Source organism: Pseudomonas sp. 2,4-D (assembly GCF_030418155.1).
Lineage (GTDB): Bacteria > Pseudomonadota > Gammaproteobacteria > Pseudomonadales > Pseudomonadaceae > Aquipseudomonas > Aquipseudomonas alloputida.
Map to the genome: position 1 here is coordinate 173,443 of NZ_JAUHUI010000003.1, position 15,882 is coordinate 189,324.

The 15,882-nt window shown below is 59.0% G+C and carries 18 protein-coding genes; 10 read left to right on the plus strand and 8 right to left on the minus strand.

Annotated elements, in window-relative coordinates:
• Entirely contained in the window at positions 1–792 is a 792-nt protein-coding gene (gene paaG, locus QYE47_RS04640) for a 2-(1,2-epoxy-1,2-dihydrophenyl)acetyl-CoA isomerase PaaG (RefSeq protein ID WP_070383934.1), read from the minus strand.
• A 34-nt stretch (positions 793–826) separates the two neighbouring features.
• On the minus strand, positions 827–1,600 hold the full coding sequence (gene paaF / locus QYE47_RS04645) for a 2,3-dehydroadipyl-CoA hydratase PaaF (protein WP_019438584.1): 774 nt from the start codon (positions 1,598–1,600) through the stop codon (positions 827–829).
• A 346-nt stretch (positions 1,601–1,946) separates the two neighbouring features.
• Between paaF and paaY the strand changes: the two genes are divergently transcribed.
• A complete protein-coding gene (gene paaY / locus QYE47_RS04650) occupies positions 1,947–2,546 on the plus strand; it encodes a phenylacetic acid degradation protein PaaY (RefSeq protein WP_070383935.1) in 600 nt (199 codons plus the stop codon).
• A gap of 77 nt (positions 2,547–2,623) precedes the next feature.
• On the plus strand, positions 2,624–3,547 hold the full coding sequence (paaX, locus tag QYE47_RS04655) for a phenylacetic acid degradation operon negative regulatory protein PaaX (RefSeq protein WP_076403081.1): 924 nt from the start codon (positions 2,624–2,626) through the stop codon (positions 3,545–3,547).
• Positions 3,548–3,582: 35 nt separating this feature from the next.
• On the opposite strand, the gene fnrC is transcribed toward paaX, so the two are convergent.
• Both fnrC and QYE47_RS04665 read right to left on the minus strand, forming a co-directional pair.
• Complete coding sequence (fnrC, locus tag QYE47_RS04660) at positions 3,583–4,404, minus strand: Crp/Fnr family transcriptional regulator FnrC (protein WP_019438582.1); 822 nt, start codon at positions 4,402–4,404, stop codon at positions 3,583–3,585.
• Positions 4,405–4,406: 2 nt separating this feature from the next.
• Positions 4,407–4,655, minus strand: a complete 249-nt coding sequence (locus tag QYE47_RS04665) for a hypothetical protein (RefSeq protein WP_223279059.1) — start codon at positions 4,653–4,655, stop codon at positions 4,407–4,409.
• A gap of 288 nt (positions 4,656–4,943) precedes the next feature.
• On the opposite strand from QYE47_RS04665, the gene QYE47_RS04670 reads away from it, so the two are divergent.
• A complete protein-coding gene (locus QYE47_RS04670; protein ID WP_019438580.1) occupies positions 4,944–5,870 on the plus strand; it encodes a universal stress protein in 927 nt (308 codons plus the stop codon).
• Positions 5,871–5,898: 28 nt separating this feature from the next.
• Here the strand turns inward: QYE47_RS04670 and QYE47_RS04675 are convergent, their stop codons facing one another.
• Positions 5,899–6,447 (minus strand): GNAT family N-acetyltransferase, encoded by a 549-nt coding sequence (locus QYE47_RS04675; RefSeq protein WP_014590934.1) that lies wholly within the window; start codon positions 6,445–6,447, stop codon positions 5,899–5,901.
• A 182-nt stretch (positions 6,448–6,629) separates the two neighbouring features.
• On the opposite strand from QYE47_RS04675, the gene QYE47_RS04680 reads away from it, so the two are divergent.
• From QYE47_RS04680 to QYE47_RS04690, 3 genes are all read left to right on the plus strand, one after another.
• On the plus strand, positions 6,630–7,556 hold the full coding sequence (locus QYE47_RS04680; protein ID WP_070383936.1) for a universal stress protein: 927 nt from the start codon (positions 6,630–6,632) through the stop codon (positions 7,554–7,556).
• Complete coding sequence (locus QYE47_RS04685; protein WP_070383937.1) at positions 7,547–8,914, plus strand: MBL fold metallo-hydrolase RNA specificity domain-containing protein; 1,368 nt, start codon at positions 7,547–7,549, stop codon at positions 8,912–8,914. Before QYE47_RS04680 ends, QYE47_RS04685 begins: the two co-directional genes overlap by 10 nt.
• Positions 8,915–8,988: 74 nt before the next feature.
• Positions 8,989–9,633, plus strand: coding sequence for a hypothetical protein (locus QYE47_RS04690; protein WP_023389566.1), 645 nt, complete (start codon positions 8,989–8,991; stop codon positions 9,631–9,633).
• 59 nt (positions 9,634–9,692) lie between these two features.
• Here the strand turns inward: QYE47_RS04690 and QYE47_RS04695 are convergent, their stop codons facing one another.
• A complete protein-coding gene (locus tag QYE47_RS04695) occupies positions 9,693–10,118 on the minus strand; it encodes a potassium channel family protein (RefSeq protein ID WP_070383938.1) in 426 nt (141 codons plus the stop codon).
• Positions 10,119–10,296: 178 nt separating this feature from the next.
• Here QYE47_RS04695 and QYE47_RS04700 point away from each other — a divergent pair, with 178 nt between their 5' ends.
• From QYE47_RS04700 to QYE47_RS04715, 4 genes are read left to right on the plus strand one after another with little or no spacing between them, the layout of a single operon-like run.
• Positions 10,297–10,551 carry a hypothetical protein gene (locus QYE47_RS04700; protein WP_041167160.1) on the plus strand — a complete coding sequence of 85 codons (255 nt, stop codon included), beginning with the start codon at positions 10,297–10,299 and terminating at the stop codon, positions 10,549–10,551.
• Between the two features lie 50 nt (positions 10,552–10,601).
• Positions 10,602–10,859, plus strand: coding sequence for a hypothetical protein (locus QYE47_RS04705; RefSeq protein WP_070383939.1), 258 nt, complete (start codon positions 10,602–10,604; stop codon positions 10,857–10,859).
• Positions 10,860–10,909: 50 nt separating this feature from the next.
• Entirely contained in the window at positions 10,910–11,347 is a 438-nt protein-coding gene (locus tag QYE47_RS04710; RefSeq protein ID WP_014590928.1) for a YeeE/YedE family protein, read from the plus strand.
• A 1-nt stretch (position 11,348) separates the two neighbouring features.
• Positions 11,349–11,780 carry a DUF6691 family protein gene (locus tag QYE47_RS04715; protein WP_041166972.1) on the plus strand — a complete coding sequence of 144 codons (432 nt, stop codon included), beginning with the start codon at positions 11,349–11,351 and terminating at the stop codon, positions 11,778–11,780.
• 1,341 nt (positions 11,781–13,121) lie between these two features.
• Here QYE47_RS04715 and QYE47_RS04720 read toward each other — a convergent pair.
• Both QYE47_RS04720 and QYE47_RS04725 read right to left on the minus strand, forming a co-directional pair.
• Entirely contained in the window at positions 13,122–14,030 is a 909-nt protein-coding gene (locus tag QYE47_RS04720; protein WP_014590927.1) for a carbohydrate kinase, read from the minus strand.
• Between the two features lie 160 nt (positions 14,031–14,190).
• On the minus strand, positions 14,191–15,756 hold the full coding sequence (locus QYE47_RS04725; RefSeq protein WP_014590926.1) for a carbohydrate porin: 1,566 nt from the start codon (positions 15,754–15,756) through the stop codon (positions 14,191–14,193).
• Positions 15,757–15,882 lie beyond the last annotated feature (126 nt).

Below are 15,882 nucleotides of genomic sequence, written 5' to 3' on the forward strand. Positions count from 1 at the left end.
TCAGCGCCCCTTGAAGGCTGGCGTGCGTTTGTTCATGAAGGCGCTTACGCCTTCGCGGTAGTCCTCGCTGCGCCCGGCCAGGCGCTGCAGGTCGCGCTCCAGCTCCAGCTGCGCCTCAAAACCGTTGTCGAAACTGGCGTTGAGGCTGCGCTTGATCAGTGCCAGGCCGTAGGTGGGCTGGGCGGCGAGCTGGCGGGCGAGGGTGAAGGCTTCATCACGCAGCGCCGCATCATCCACCACGCGGTGGATCAGCCCCCATTGCTCGGCCTGTTCGGCGCCAAGGCGCTCGCCCAGCATGGCCAGCGCCTTGGCCCGGGCCATGCCGACCAAGCGCGGCAGCAGCCAGGTACCGCCGGAGTCCGGCACCAGGCCGATCTTGCAGAAGGCCTGGATGAAACTGGCCGAGCGGGCGGCCAGCACCAGGTCGCAGGCCAAGGGAATGTTGGCACCGGCACCGGCCGCCACGCCGTTGACCGCACAGATCACCGGCAAAGGCAGGTCGCGCAGGGTGCGTACCAGCGGGTTGTAGAACTTGTCGATCGATTGGCCCAGGTCTGGCATTTCGGCGCCTGGGGCAACGTTGCGGTCAGACAGGTCCTGGCCGGCGCAGAAGCCGCGGCCTTCAGCCGTCAGCAGCAACACCCGCGCGTCACTGCTCTGGCGCACTTGCCTGAGCGCTTCGCGCACCTCCAGGTGCATGGCCGTATTGAAGCTGTTCAGCTGCTCGGGGCGGTTCAATGAAAGGAAGGCAACGCCGTCCTCGATGGAAAACAGGATGTGCTGGAAAGTCATGACAGACTCGCTCCGTCAGTCGAGAGAATGAAGTTCAGCGCCCTTGGAAGCGGGCCTGGCGCTTTTCCTGGAAGGCGCGGATGCCTTCATCGCGGTCGGCGGTGCCCGCCAGCAGGGTGAAGGCATGGCGCTCGAAGCGCAGGCCGCTGGCCAGGTCGGTATCACCGGCCTTCAGTAACGCCTCCTTGGCCAGGCGCACAGCCAGCGGCGCTTTGGCGGCGATGCTGCGGGCAACCTGCATGGCGCGTTCTACGGTGAGTTCGGGCTGGGTGATTTCGCTGACCAGGCCGGCCTGCTGGGCGCGGAGGGCAGTGATGGCTTCCCCCGTCAGCACCATCTGCATGGCCAACGGCTTACCGACGGCACGTAACAGGCGCTGGGTGCCGCCAGCACCGGGGATGATGCCAAGGTTGATTTCCGGCTGGCCGAAACGGGCGTCGGTACTGGCGATGACGATGTCGGCGCACATTGCCAGTTCGCAACCGCCACCCAGGGCATAGCCGTTGACTGCAGCAATCAGCGGTTTGGCGAATGCGGCGATGCTTTGCCAATGCGCTACGCGCGGGTCATTGAGGATGCCGACCAGGTCGCGATCAGCCATTTCGCGGATGTCGGCGCCTGCGGCGAATGCCTTGGCGCTGCCGGTAATCACTGTGGCACGGACATGCTCGTCGTTCCCGGCAGCCTGCAGCGCAGCAGCCAGTTCTGCCAGTAGCTCGGTGCACAGGGCATTCAAGGCCTCGGGCCGTTGCAGGGTAATGAGCTGAACGCCATGTTCGGGCGCCTGCACATCGATAAATCGCGGCATCTCGGGTTCCTCTGGCTGCACGCACGGCACATCGCGTGGCCGGCATTTTTTGGAATTGTTTGCAGGGGCGTAATGCGGGATCACGACCAGGTGAGACGAGTATATGCTCTATGCGATACATTTATGCAAGGTCCAAATTGTATTTGCGTATCCCTTTATTGTTTTTCTGTCATCCCAGCTCCAGTGCGATGCTGGCAGAGGAATCGTTTAACCTAGGCTTTTTCTAGCAATAAAAGGTATTTTTTGCCCTGCAGCATGAACTCAAACCAAGTGATACACGATTGACGACCAAATAGCTTCTGATACAAGATCGACTGACATCTAAAATCATTTCAAGAGTGTTGCCATGCCTTGCTATCGACTGGACGGCCTGACGCCTGTGGTTCACCCGACAGCCTACGTGCACCCCAGCGCAGTCCTGATCGGCGACGTCGTCGTCGGCCCCCGCTGCTACATTGGCCCGCTGGCATCGCTCAGGGGCGATTTCGGCCGCATCGTGCTGGAGGAGGGCGCCAACTTGCAGGACACCTGCGTGATGCATGGTTTCCCGGGGGGCGACACCGTAGTGGAACGTAACGGGCATGTCGGCCATGGCGCCGTGCTGCACGGCTGTCGCGTGGGCGAAGATTCATTGATCGGCATGAACGCCGTGGTGATGGATGGCGCCCATGTAGCACCACGTTGCATTGTCGCGGCCACTGCCTTCGTCAAGGCAGGCTTCGAATGCGCGGCGCAGAGCCTGGTGATGGGGTCGCCAGCCCAGGTCAAACGCCCACTGACCGATCAGGAGCTGGCCTGGAAACAGCGCGGGACGGCGGAGTACCAGCACCTGGCGCAGCGCTGCATGAACAGCATGGTCGAATGCCCACCGTTGGCCGAGGCAGAGCCGGGACGCCCGCGCATGGAAGACACCGGGGTCAGGCCCAAGGGCCAGGCGAGCGCATGAGCCTGGCAGCGACACGCAATGGCCAGGCGGCCCACCGCACAGTTATAGTCGGTGCTTTATCCGCGCACAGTTCGCCCATGAGCAATCTCGCCCCACTGAACCACTTGATCACCCGCTTTCAGGAGCAGACGCCGATCCGCGCCAGTTCCCTGATCATCACGTTGTACGGCGATGCCATCGAGCCGCACGGCGGTACAGTCTGGCTCGGTAGCCTGATCAACCTGCTGGAACCGATCGGTATCAATGAACGGCTGATTCGCACGTCGATCTTTCGCCTGACCAAAGAAGGTTGGCTCACTGCAGAAAAGGTGGGCCGACGCAGTTACTACAGCCTGACAGGCACTGGCCGTCGGCGTTTCGAAAAAGCCTTCAAGCGCGTCTATAGCCCGAGCCAGCCAGCCTGGGACGGGGCCTGGACGCTGGTGTTGCTGTCGCAACTCGAGGTGGGTAAACGCAAGGCCGTGCGTGAAGAGCTGGAGTGGCAGGGGTTTGGTGTCATGGCGCCGAACCTGCTGGGTTGCCCCCGGGCAGACCGTGCCGACCTGGTGGCCACTTTGCGTGACCTTGAGGCCGGCGACGACAGTATCGTCTTCGAAACCCACACCCAAGAGGTACTCGCGTCCAAGGCGATGCGCGCCCAAGTGCGGGAAAGCTGGCGTATCGACGAACTCGGGCAGCAATACAGCGAGTTTATCCAGCTGTTCAGGCCGCTTTGGCAAGGTTTGAAAGAGCAGCCGTTGCTGGATGCTCAAGATTGCTTCCTGGCGCGCACGCTGCTGATTCACGAGTACCGCCGCCTGCTGCTTCGCGATCCGCAACTGCCCGATGAGCTGCTACCAGGGGACTGGGAGGGAAGGGCTGCGCGACAGTTGTGCCGTAACCTCTACCGACTGGTGTTTGCCAAAGCCGAAGAATGGTTGAATGCAGCGCTGGAGACAGCAGATGGCCCATTGCCGGACGTGAGCGAGAGTTTTTACAAGCGTTTTGGCGGGTTGGCTTGAGGGGCGTGCTCGCCTCACAGCGCCGCGGCCAACATTCACGGCGTCGAGCAGGGTGCTTTCAGGGGGACTTTGACCTCACATTCCCCGCCACCTTGTTCCAGTGCCATGAGTGCTGGCATATCGAGAATTTCTACCAACCTGCCATGCAGGTCGACGATACCCAGCGCGCGCAGACGGGCGACGGATCGGCACACGGTTTCCAGGCGTAACCCCAGGTACGAAGCCATGTCTTCACGAGACATGCGCAACATGAAGCCATGGGCAGAGTAACCGCGGCTGACGAAGCGCCTGGAGAGCCCCACCAGGAAGCTGGCCAGCCGCTGTTCTGCTGTGAGGTTGCACAGCATCAGCACGCGCCCGTGCTCACGCACGATCTCCCGGCTCATCAGGCGATTCAGGCTTTGCTGCAGGTCTGGAAACTCACGCGCCAAGGTTTGCAAGCGGCGATAGGGGACGGGGCAAACTTCGCTGTCTTCCAGGGCAATGGCGTCACAGACATGGTGCTCTGTGGCAATGGCATCGAGGCCGAGTACATCGCCCGGCATCCAGAAGTTGATCACCACGCCTTGCCCCTCGGCGGTGTTCAGGCTGGTCTTGAAACTGCCGCAACGTACGGCATAGAGCATGGTCAGCGGATCGTTGGCATTGAACAGCGCGGCGCCCTTGCGAATGCGCATGCGTGGGCCTATCAACGCGCCCAGGCAGCTGTTGTCGTCAACCGGCAGACCAGTGGGGAGGCACAGGCCGCTTACCCGGCAACCCATGCAGTGGTTCGCCAGCGGTTTCAGGTGAATCGGGTTTGCCTTGGACAATGCGTTGGGTGAGTCGAGCAGGGTGACCTTAAGCTGGCCAGGCATTTTCAGGCCTCCTTCGCATTTTTCAGGCCGCCTTGGGCCCCTGCGCCATTACGCGCACCGAGCCCGACGGTCACCCCGGTATAGGGCGACCAATCAGCCAGCATGTCACGCGAGTGGGGGGCTTTGAGGCGGCTTGTAAGCCGTTCGACAAACCGCTCGGCTTCGGCAGCCGTACTGAAACCCACTCGCCAGTCATCCATGTGTACCCAACAGCGTCCCTGCCCTGTGTTCTTCTCGACGTAAACGTTCATCAGGGCCTCCAAAGCATGTATCGGTCGACAATGCAGAATGAAGGCGTCCCTGCCGGCAGCGCAGGTGAAACTCAGGGCGGGGTCGCCATGGCACGCCTGCGGCGCCTGAAGTTGCGGTGATCTGGGTACAGGGTGCGCCGGGGTAGACCCGAGGTATTGATCCGCGTCAACTTCTTGCGCCATGGGCAATGCCATTGGTCGGTAGGTGCCTCCAGTTGATAAACATCAAGTTCGCAACACGTAGGTGGCAGATGCTTTACCTACGTATCGCAACCTCAGAGGTGTGCCATGGAAACTCCGCAAAGACTGCTGCTGATCGCCTCCCCCCTGATGCGCCGAACCCCGGTCTATGACCGGGCTGCTGCGCTGGCCAAGGCCAAGGGGATGGCGCTGCACATTGTGGCTTTCGACTACGTGGAAGGGCTGGCTACGGCGGGCTTGGTGAATGACCAGGCGCTCGCAGTGATGCGCGACGGTTACGTGCAGCAGCACCGTGAATGGCTGGAAACCCAGGCGTTGCCGATGCGGCGCAATGGTGTCACCGTCACAACCGAGGTGGTGTGGGTGCAGCAGCCCTTGGATGAGATCCTGATACACTTGCGTGAGCAACCGTTTGCGATGCTGATCAAAGAGCTCGAGCATGAGCCTTGGTGGATGCGCGCAATGTTCACCTCGCTGGATATCCAGTTGCTGCGCGAAACGCGAATACCCTTGCACTTGGTACACAAGGCCAGCCATGCGTTGCCACGCAGGATTCTGGCGGCGGTGGACCTGTCCAGGCCTGAGGATCAGTTTGAAGGTTTCAACGACCAGATCATCAGCGAAGCGCTGAAGCTGACATTGCAGTGCAATGCCCAGATCGAGTTGCTGTACACCTACGACTTGGGTTCCATGTACCTGGACGCCAGCGGCAGCCGGGAGCATTCGTTCCTGTTCGATTCGAACCAGGCCCAGACCTTGCACGACGTTCAGAGCGCTGCCTTCCAGGCGCTTGCCGAACGCAACGGGATCGCCGTCGAACACCGCCATATGCGTATCGGCGACCCGGCTAAGGCCCTGGCGATGTTCATGGATAACAATGATATCGACGTATTGGTCATGGGTAGTTATCACCACCATGGCATCGGCTGGTTCATCGGCAGTACTGCCGAGCGCGTTATGCATCGGTTGTCCAGCAGTGTGCTGGTGATTTCTCCAGAGCGCTCCAAAGGCTGAAGCACAAGGCCCGCAAGGGCCTTGTTTTTCAAAGCCGCAGGTCAAGTTCGTGCAGGATCTCGGTCACATCGCCGCCCGGGTAGCGTGAGGTGAAGCCCAGTGCCTTGACCAGCCGGTGCATCGCATAGTTGCTGGCCAGGTCCCTGGAGACCATGCACTGAAAGCCATTGCGTCGTGCGGCTACAATCAGGTGTTGCATCAGGTGCTTGCCCAACCCCTTGCGCTGCCAGTCTTCGCTGACCGCCACTGCACATTCGCACCGCTGACTGCCAGGTATACCTGCATAGCGGCTGACGCCGATTTGTTGCAATTGACCATCTACATGAACCAAGGCGACATAGGCCATGCGCTGGTGATAGTCAACGGGCATGTCTTGCGTGTCCAAGCTAGGCAAGCCACCGCTGAGTCCTGCAATGAAGCGAAAGCGCCGTGATTTATATGCGATTGTGCTCAGAAAACGCTTGTCCCGTTCGCGGTCCTCCTCGCGCAGTGGGCGGATCAGCACCGCCGAACCGTCCTCGAGGTTTTCGACCCAGTGTTCGCAGGTCTGTGGCTGTGCTCTCTGCTGCCCGTTCATGACGCCTCCCGTTGCCTGATCAGTATCTGGTGCAGCTGTTTTAACGTGGCGGGCCGGTTCGGTTCTGACAATCATCAAGTTCAAGCTGGGTAGCGGTTTTCTGATCTGCATCAAGCAGCAGCGATCCTTCGCGCGGAATATCGTCAGCATTACACCCATTCACGAAAGCGCGGAGGTTCACCATGGGGCAATATCGACAATTGCTGGTGCTGCTGACCGAGGTGCAACCGCATTCCGCCGCTTTGCGCCGAGCCCTTGCCTTGGCGCAAGTCAGCGGCGCCAGCGTGCATGTGCTGGGCCTGTTCGAGCCGAGCGAGGAACACCTTCTGCGCGAAGAGCGGCTGAACGAGGCCGATATCAAGCGCCAGTACGAGCACTATCGCGTTCAGTTGACGGGATTGGGCGAGCGGCATCGCGGCAGCGGTATAACGCTGACGGTCGACAGCCTGAATGCGGAGGATATCCGCAGCCAGGCGCTCGATTACATCAGTGAACTGCAGCCCGATATGGTCATCAAGGACAGCGAAGCCGCGTCACCCCTGGTGCGCGTGTTCGGCACCCCACTGGATTGTGCGCTGATGCGAGGTTTCAAAGGCGTCAGCCATTTCGTGCCAGCAGGGGCCATCTCATTGCCGCGGCGTGTGCTGGTCGCAGTGGATACGGCGTTCAGTGAGACGCCTGCCGTCCAGGCGTGCTTCAATCGTGGTCTGGTTCGTGCTGCCCAGGCGCTGGCGTTGCAGTGTGACGCGCACCTGCATCTGCTATCGGCCTACAACCTGGCAGGGATATTTGCCTCGGACATGAATGTCACCCAGGCGTGGATCGACGAGATGCGCGAGGCACTGCAGGAACCTTTCGAAGCGCTGGCCGATGCCGAAGGCGTCGCGCCTGACCGCCGACATTTTATTGAAGGAGGCCCGGTACAGGTGATCCGTGAACAGGTCGCGGCCCTGGACATCGACACGGTGGTGATGGGCGTGGTACAGCCCAAGGGCCTGGACAAACTGCTGGGTGACACCACCGAACGTATCGTCAGCCACCCACCGTGCAGCGTGATCGCCGTTCATTCCCAAATAGCCGAAAGTTGGGAGCCTTGGCCATGCAACTGACTTTTCTTGGCGGCACCGGCACCGTGACCGGCAGTAAATTCCTGTTGAGCCGTGACAGCACGCGGGTATTGGTCGACTGCGGACTCTTCCAGGGTTTCAAGCAACTGCGCCTGCGCAACTGGCAGCCACTGCCCCCGGCGTTGCGGGCGCTTGATGCGGTGGTGCTCACTCACGCCCATCTTGACCACAGTGGTTATTTACCAGTGCTGGTTCGGGAAGGCTACCGCGGGCCGATCTACGCCACGCCGGCGACTTGCGCCTTGGCGGAAATCCTCTTGCTCGACAGTGCGCGGCTGCAGGAAGAGCAGGCAGAACATGCCAATCGCCACGGTTACTCCAAGCATGCGCCGGCGCAACCGCTCTATACTGAGCAGGATGCCAAACGTGCCCTGGCACTGTTTCGCCCCGTAGCGTTACACCAGGTGACCATGATCGCCGAGGGCATGGAGTTACTGTTGCGTACCGCCGGGCATATTCTGGGAGCGGCCACGGTCCAGATCAGCGCCAAAGGGCAGGCCGTGCTGTTTTCGGGGGATCTCGGCCGCCCTCAGGATCCGATCATGCGTGCGCCTGAACTGGTCAGGACGGCGGACGTGCTGTTGATCGAGTCTACCTATGGGGATCGCCAGCATTCCGCCGAATCGACCGAGCAGTACCTGGCCAAGGTCATCAACGAAACGCTCCTGCGCCATGGCATTACCCTCGTACCCTCGTTCGCCGTCGGCCGCGCGCAATTGCTCATGTATTACCTGTACACGCTCAAGCGCGACCGGCTGATCCCTGATATCCCGATCTACCTGAACAGTCCGATGGCCACCGACGCCACCGTCTTGTACCAGCAGTACCGCAGTGAACATCGGCTGACCGCAGCCGAGTGCGCCGCGATGTGCAGAGGCACGCACATCATCCGGACGGTCGATGAGTCCAGGCACCTGGACCAGCTGCGCGAGCCCGCAGTGATCATCGCCGCCAGTGGCATGGCGACCGGGGGACGGGTGCTTCACCATCTGAAGGCACTGGCCCCAAACCCGCGCAACAGCATTCTGTTCTCCGGCTTTCAAGCCGGGGGGACGCGGGGTGCCGATATCGTCGCGGGCGCCCACAGTGTGCGGTTGCACGGCGAGGATGTGCCCATCCGTGCACAGGTACACGCGATGGAGAATCTTTCTGCGCACGCCGATGCCGATGAAATCATGGAATGGTTGCGCGGGTTCACCCGGCCACCCCGTCAGACCTATGTGATTCATGGCGAGCCACACGCTGCCGACACCTTGCGGCGGCGGATCAGCCTCGAACTCGGCTGGCAGGTGTGCGTACCTGAATATCAGGAAACGGTTGCCATCGACCCTGTTCGCTAGAGGCTATTTTCAACGCAACATCACCGAGTATCAAGGCTTTCCATACAGAGCCTAGGCTGGCACGGGAGGTATTCATGAACACACAAGCCAGGGCGAAACTCAGAGCGTGGTTGCATCGCCCCAAGGGCAGCCTGGGGTGGATCGTAGCGATCCTTGTGTTACTCCTCGCCGCATCGGCCTACCGCGGGCTGAGCCCGACCTGGCGCCTGCCCATGCACAATCCGGCCGTGATGCTGGCCTTGCTGACCTTGAGCGTGGCGCTAGGCTGGGCGGTGCAGCGGGGCGTGAAGCGCACCGTTGGCAAAGCCATTTTCAACGGCCAGGAGACAGGCTGGCAGGCTAGACTGGCGTTCCTTCGCTCAGTGGCTCGGGAATCGAACATCCTGCTGGTGGTGCTGTTGTGCCTGGCCCTGCTGGGCACAGGCACCTTGTGGTTGGCAGGGCACTCAGTGACGCAGATCGTAGCGAACTGCGAGGCCAACCTGCAGGCTCAAGTGGATATACCCGAAGATGAAAAACTCACCGCGCTTGTCGGCAAACCGGTGTGCACGTGCCTGGCGCAGACCTTCATGGAGCGCAACGGGGTGCTGCGCATGGCCTTGTTCGAAACCCCCATGCAGGAAGTGAGCGGCTTGAAGGTCCTCACCGCCGATGATGAGCAGCGCTGTCTTGAACAGTTCGACCTGCTGCCCGAGGAGCCCCAGGCAACCGCGCCTTGAACCGGCCCGCCTGTCGGTGCCCTGGCACTGGACGCCGCAGCCAGACGACTGAACCGCCGCTATTTGGCTTTCCAGTACTTCTGCATTTCCAGGAAGAGAAACGAAGCGGTCCAGGTGATCATCACCAGGCCGGTCAATGCCTGCAGGCCAGTCAGGTATTTCAGGTGCCCGCTAGGGGTGATGTCGCCGAAACCGATGGTGGTATAGGTGGTGAAGGAAAAGTACACGCAGTCCAGGAAACTCCCGTCGAAATTGCCGCTGAGTGTGCCCCAGCCGTCGGCATGGGCCATCAGGTAATACACCAGGGCAAAGCACCAGACCTCAATGGCATGGGCCAGCAGTGCGCCAAACACACCCGCCACGATGCGAAACCGGCTCCAGAGCTTCAGGCGGGGTAGCCAGTCATTCAGGCGCAGCAAGCATTCGTAGTGAATGATAACCACCAGGATCACGACCAGCATGTTGATCAGCGTGACAATGAGCATCGCCTGCACTCTTGCCCTGATGGGCGGTTCATTTCAAGTTGTCGACCAACGCATGGATGGTAGCTCATTGGCCTGCGGCAGCAACGGTGGGAACTCAGCGCGCGATTGACAAATGTCAGGCTGCTGCAGGCGGCGCTACCGATACTCAGGGTGACTTGGCACGCACGAGGGTATGGACATGCAACGCTATCTGCTTTTGGGGTGGACGAGCCTGTTACTGGCGACGGGGTCAGGCTGCAGCCCTTGGCACACCGAAGAATACGATGCGCGCCTGGCGTCAGCAGAGGACAATGCTGCCACTGCGCGGTTGCGTGCCGATCAGGTGTGCTACCGCATCGATCTGGTAGAGCAGACTGCCAACGAGGCACTGCGTAGGGCGACCCAGGCTCAGGATCAGGTTGAACAACTGTTGCAGCAGTCCAGACCCAAGTAGCCGCCATGGCACAGTGATGGTCGGACTCTAGCCTGTTGTTGGTGTGTGTGTTGGCTTTGCTGACTGGCGGCTTGGCCTACCTGGCGCCACAACCCGCTTGGGCGACGCTGGCCTGGGCGACTGGCGGCGCCGTCATGGCACTGGTACTGGTGGTGGAAATGGCCAGACGCCTGGCCAGGGGGGAGGCGGGCATCGATCTGATAGCCCTGTTGTCGATAGGCGCAGCCTTGGTCCTCGAGGAGATGCTGGTCGCCGCGCTGGTTGCGTTCATGCTGGCCACCGGCCGTGCGTTGGAAGCCTTCAGCTAGCGTTAAGATGGAATCTGTTTTTGTCTCTAATTCGACAATGGAGTGCTGAGATGTTTGTTGATATGGCTGCCTTCACGCCGTGGTCGGCATTGGCAGGCGGGGCACTGATCGGTGTGGCCGCCGGGCTGTTCGCCGTTGCGAACGGGCGCATCGCGGGCATTAGCGGTTTGCTCGGCTCTCTGCTGCAAAGTGGCGGGGAAGGGCGGGGTGAAAAAGTGTGCTTCTTGTTGGGACTCATTGCCGCGCCACTTTCATGGCAACTGTTCTCGGCAATGCCTCCGGTTCACTTCAGTATGGCGCCTTGGCTGCTTATAGTCGCGGGAGTTCTGGTAGGTCTCGGTACTCGCTATGGCGGTGGCTGCACCAGTGGCCATGGCGTTTGTGGCCTGTCACGCCTGTCGCCCCGTTCGGCAGTGGCGACTCTGTGCTTCATGGCCGCCGGCTTTGCCACGGTCTTCGTGGTCAGGCATCTTTTTTCAGGAGCGTGAAATGAAGCGGATCAGTGGCTTCATTGCAGGGTTGCTATTCGGCATGGGGATACTGCTATCCGGCATGGCAAACCCCGCCAAGGTGTTAGGTTTTCTCGACATTGCCGGGCAGTGGGACCCGTCGCTTGCACTGGTCATGGTGGGCGCGATAGGTGTCGCACTGTTGCCTATGACCTGGGCGCGGCGTCACACCACGGCTGTGCTGGGAGGTAAGCTACAGCTGCCTGCCAGGCGTGACATCGACCGTCGACTTGTCGGCGGGAGCCTCGTCTTTGGCATAGGCTGGGGGCTTGCCGGCGTTTGTCCGGGGCCGGCGCTGGTGTTGCTCGCCGGGGGGTACTGGCAAGCCTGGCTGTTCGTGATCGCGATGCTCGTCGGTATGGGGTTATTCAATGTTGCGGAGAGTTTTCGCAGTCGTCAGGGCAGGGTTTGACGATACACAAAACCAGGCACTTACTGAGTGCAACTCTACTAAATGAATATTTAGTGGAGTTATAACCACATGAGGAGAAAAGAGGCTGGAGGAGGTTAGCTTACTCCCTCAAGTGATCGATCATCTTAGCGAAGTACCTGACAACCAACCCCCTGGTGCGCAGTACAGACCTACAGAATCTGCCACGAGGCGTGGGGGCTAATCTGCAGAGCTACGTTAGCACGCCATACTGCACCGTTCAAAATACAACCCGTACGACAACAAGTAGCTGGTGGCCATGGCGACGTAAAAATTCACACTGTAAACCACTTTTTTACGTGTTAACTACAGTGGTTTACACGTAAAAAAGTGATTTACAACCCCCATAGACAGGCCTCCAAACCGGCATTTCACTGTGAAACGCGCCCATCGGAGAGCACAACGCTCTGATGCCAATTAACGGAGCTGTCCACCATCAAATCTAGCGCTCATGAGATCCCTCCGTGGGTGAAGACATGCTTAAAGCCTCACAGCCAGCCCAAAGCATGCTCCCCACATTCCGCAGCACTCCCGAGGTTCTAGTCATCTGCTTGCGACCTCAAAAGACCAATGCACTGGCGAAATCGATTACTGGTGGTACGAACGTAGTCGTGGACAGTGAATTTTCGCATGTGCGGACTCGGTTCAGCATTGTGCCGGCTTGGACAGCAGATGGTGGATACAGCGGTAACAGAAACTAACTCATGAAACAGGAGGAAAAAGCGCCAGCACGTGAGCGACGGTCACACGAACGGCCCGCTGGCTGGAAGTAATTTTTGAACTCGGAGGGAAAACACCGCAGTTCCTGGATTAGTTCCGAAAACGTCCTAAGAATTACTTCCGAGGACTGCTGCGGCTCATCAGCATCTGCAAAGCGTTGACAAACCAGCCGTAAAACCCCTGATAAGCACGATCTGTTGACGTTGTTCCATGCGATGCCCGAAGCGATTCGTAGCAGCTTGGCCCTGAACAGCCTGGAAGATTCCTTCGAGAGATATCGCGACGTTTTCACCAACAGCCGGTATCCATACGAGTCGAGCAGCTGGAAATTTTCCGATCCGGTGCTGATGAGGTTACTGCGGTGGACGCTGGCCAGCGTGGTTGACTATTACAAGGTGCAAGGTTCTCCGGAACCGTTTGTCTTGGATTACATCGCTGAGGTGCAGGCAGGAGCTGCCGGCCCACGGCCCGGTACCTTCATACGCAGGTGCTCATAATGCATATTATGTTAAATGATAGATATGTCATAGATGTTCATGAGCTCCCTTGGATTCGGCGCCGCGTCTTTTTACTTAGACGACTCCTCGGCGCCAGCAACCCTGGTCAAGTATGTTTTAGCAGTTGCAGCAAACCTTCCACATCAGCTAACGCTGGAGCATGGGCTCCGGCATGGCGGCAAGATATGGATGCGCAAGCCGCTGAAAATTGCAGGCGCTCTCTCAAGTCCGCGATCCCCAGCAGCTCCGCCGCCAGCCAACCAGCCATACAAGCGTCTCCTGCTCCAACCGTGTCCTCCACCTTCACGGCAATCGCCGGCTGATCGAGCTGGCTGTCCGGGGTATGGAGAATCATCCCGTGTTCCCCTCGAGTAAAAAGGATCTGCGCCTGAGGATTAAGAGCGCGAAGCTCATCTATTGCCTGGTGTTCTGTCAGCCCTGGATAAATTTGCCGAAGGTCTTCGTCGGAAAGCTTAACCATGTCAGCAAGAGTGGTCATCTTAGGGAAGGTCTGCTCCCGATAATGGCTATCCATTAAATTGCGCCAGTTCGGATCATAGCTAATCCGTTTACCGACTTCTTTGGCCTGCTGAGCAATTTTAACCAGCCTGTCTGCAAGTGGCTGTCGAGCCAAACTGATGCAACTGAAATGACACAGCTCTGCTTGGTTGATCCATCCTTCTGGCATCAGATCCGGATCAAAAAACAGATCGGCATCTCCGGCAAAAAAGTACCTTGGAGGACGGCTAGATGGAATGATGGCGACCAAAGGATCTCGGTCTACCCGTTGGATAAACCTCATATCCAATGCTGCCGCTTCCGACTGCGAAACGATCTCGTCACCCAGTGAATCCATGCTCACCGACCCAGCAAAAGCGCTGCTGACACCCAAGCGACTTAGCGCTCGTGCAACGTTCCAGGGAGCACCACCCGGGTAGCCCATCCACTGCCCAGGAGTGCCTTGGACAAGATCGGTCAGGGCTTCACCAAACACTACTGCGCGAGGCAATACCATCGTCATTTCCTCATTTTTTTGTCGTAGGGAACTGCTGGCTGATCAGATTCGACCGGTAATCACTTACTCAGTGCGCTTTGATGAAAGGCAGGGTTTGTTGAGGTTAGTGAAGCTCTCATAACCAACCTCAAAGCAGATGTTGGCCGCACGCGTTCAAACATTAAAACCAGGTTTCCATTTGTATACCGTACTGCCATACACCTCCGGCTTCGAAGTCCGTCATGCCAAAGGAGTCTGTGGTACTGAACCTGTCCAGATCCGAAGACCAGTTCATGAAGCTTGCGAACACTCGCAGTTCGGGACGTGTAAGAAGATCTCCAACCTCAGGTTTGAATGTCGGGGCGACAGTGAATTTCCAAAAGTTACCGTCGACCGCATTACGTTGTAGGTAGTCCTTCGGGTCCAGGTTCATGGTTTGCCAGCTTATTTCGTAGGCCATCTCGAAATTTCTGTTGATTTTATTGGCCAAGCGCACATTCAGGGTCAGCCAGCGGTAGTCGTCACCCTCGACGTATCTATCCTTGCTCTGTTCGGCCAGCACGCTGGGGCCGATACGCCAGTCGGGCGCAAGGGATGTCTCACCGTAAAGTGCCAGACGCAGAGCGCGGGCATCGTCTATGAGTTCGCCATCTGAGCCGATGTTCTTGACCTCTGCCCCCAGACCTTGCCCATAGAGCAGCGCCGTTTTGAAGAAGCCTTCCCTGCCGAAAAAGTTTTTCTGGTGGTTGGCCACCATGCTGTGCAAGCCGGAGTCCGCAGGCTTCAGGCCCGCTTCATTGGTGCGAGTGCCGAAGTCGTTTTTCTTTGAGCCAATGCCATTGAACATCCACTGCCACTGACCATTATCGAAGAACTGGTTGGAGGTGAGGATGTAGCTTTCCACATCGGCATTGAGACCGCCCTCACTGAAATCCCCGTAGTTACGCCCGATCAACGAGTAATTCGAGCGCCAGTTCTTTTTCATCTGTACGTCGTAGATACCACCCCCGGTGCCGGCCAGAAAGACGACGTCCGAGTCCAGCCAATGGATATCGAAGTTGTCCCTGTCGAATCGCTTGCCTGCCCACAGGGTGGCGTTCTCGAACATCGAATTGCCCTTGAATGCGGCGAGATGATCGAGTTCCGCAAATACCTGGCGTACGTTCAGGTTACTTTCAGCGGCCGTCCAGTCATTGGAGCTTTCCACGCCATCGGCGATGGAAACCGTGAATTTGGAATGGGTGCCGTTCTGCGCATAGGCTTCTTTCGACAGGTCTATACGCATGTAAGTATCGTCTTCATTACCCAGTCGCCCGACTGCGCCACCGACTGAACCGGCAGGCGTTGTATAAGGACCGCCCCGCCCGCCCCCCAGGCCATCGTTGATCAGCAATCCGGAGCGGGCGTAACCCTTGAAGCTGAACCCGTCGGTGAGGTGCCCGGTACTGCCCTCCTTCTCCATGCTTTGCTGACGGGCTTCGAGTTTTGCCAACCGCGTATCCAAACTGGGCATCACAGTGGTGGTCGCAGTGGACGCAGCAGGCTGCAAGGCGGCAGTGGACTGTTTGAGCTGCTGCAGTTCCCTGGCGAGCGCCTGGGTTTGTTGTTCGGCGGCGGCTGCACGTTTTTCCGCAGCGGCGGCACGGGCTTCAAACGCGGCCATGCGCTCTTCCAGAGTCGCGGCCTGAGCGTTGGCCGCCGAGGTGCCGAGTACGCCTGCGAGTACCCAGCTTGATGCTTTCTGCATGGGGGGATTTCCTGTTTTGTTTTTATTTTTTGTCCTGCGACCGGCCTCTTTTTTCGTGAAATGTTGATTGTCAAAATCTACGAAAAAAAGGATGCCTCATCGCAAATACGCTGCTACATTTGGCGA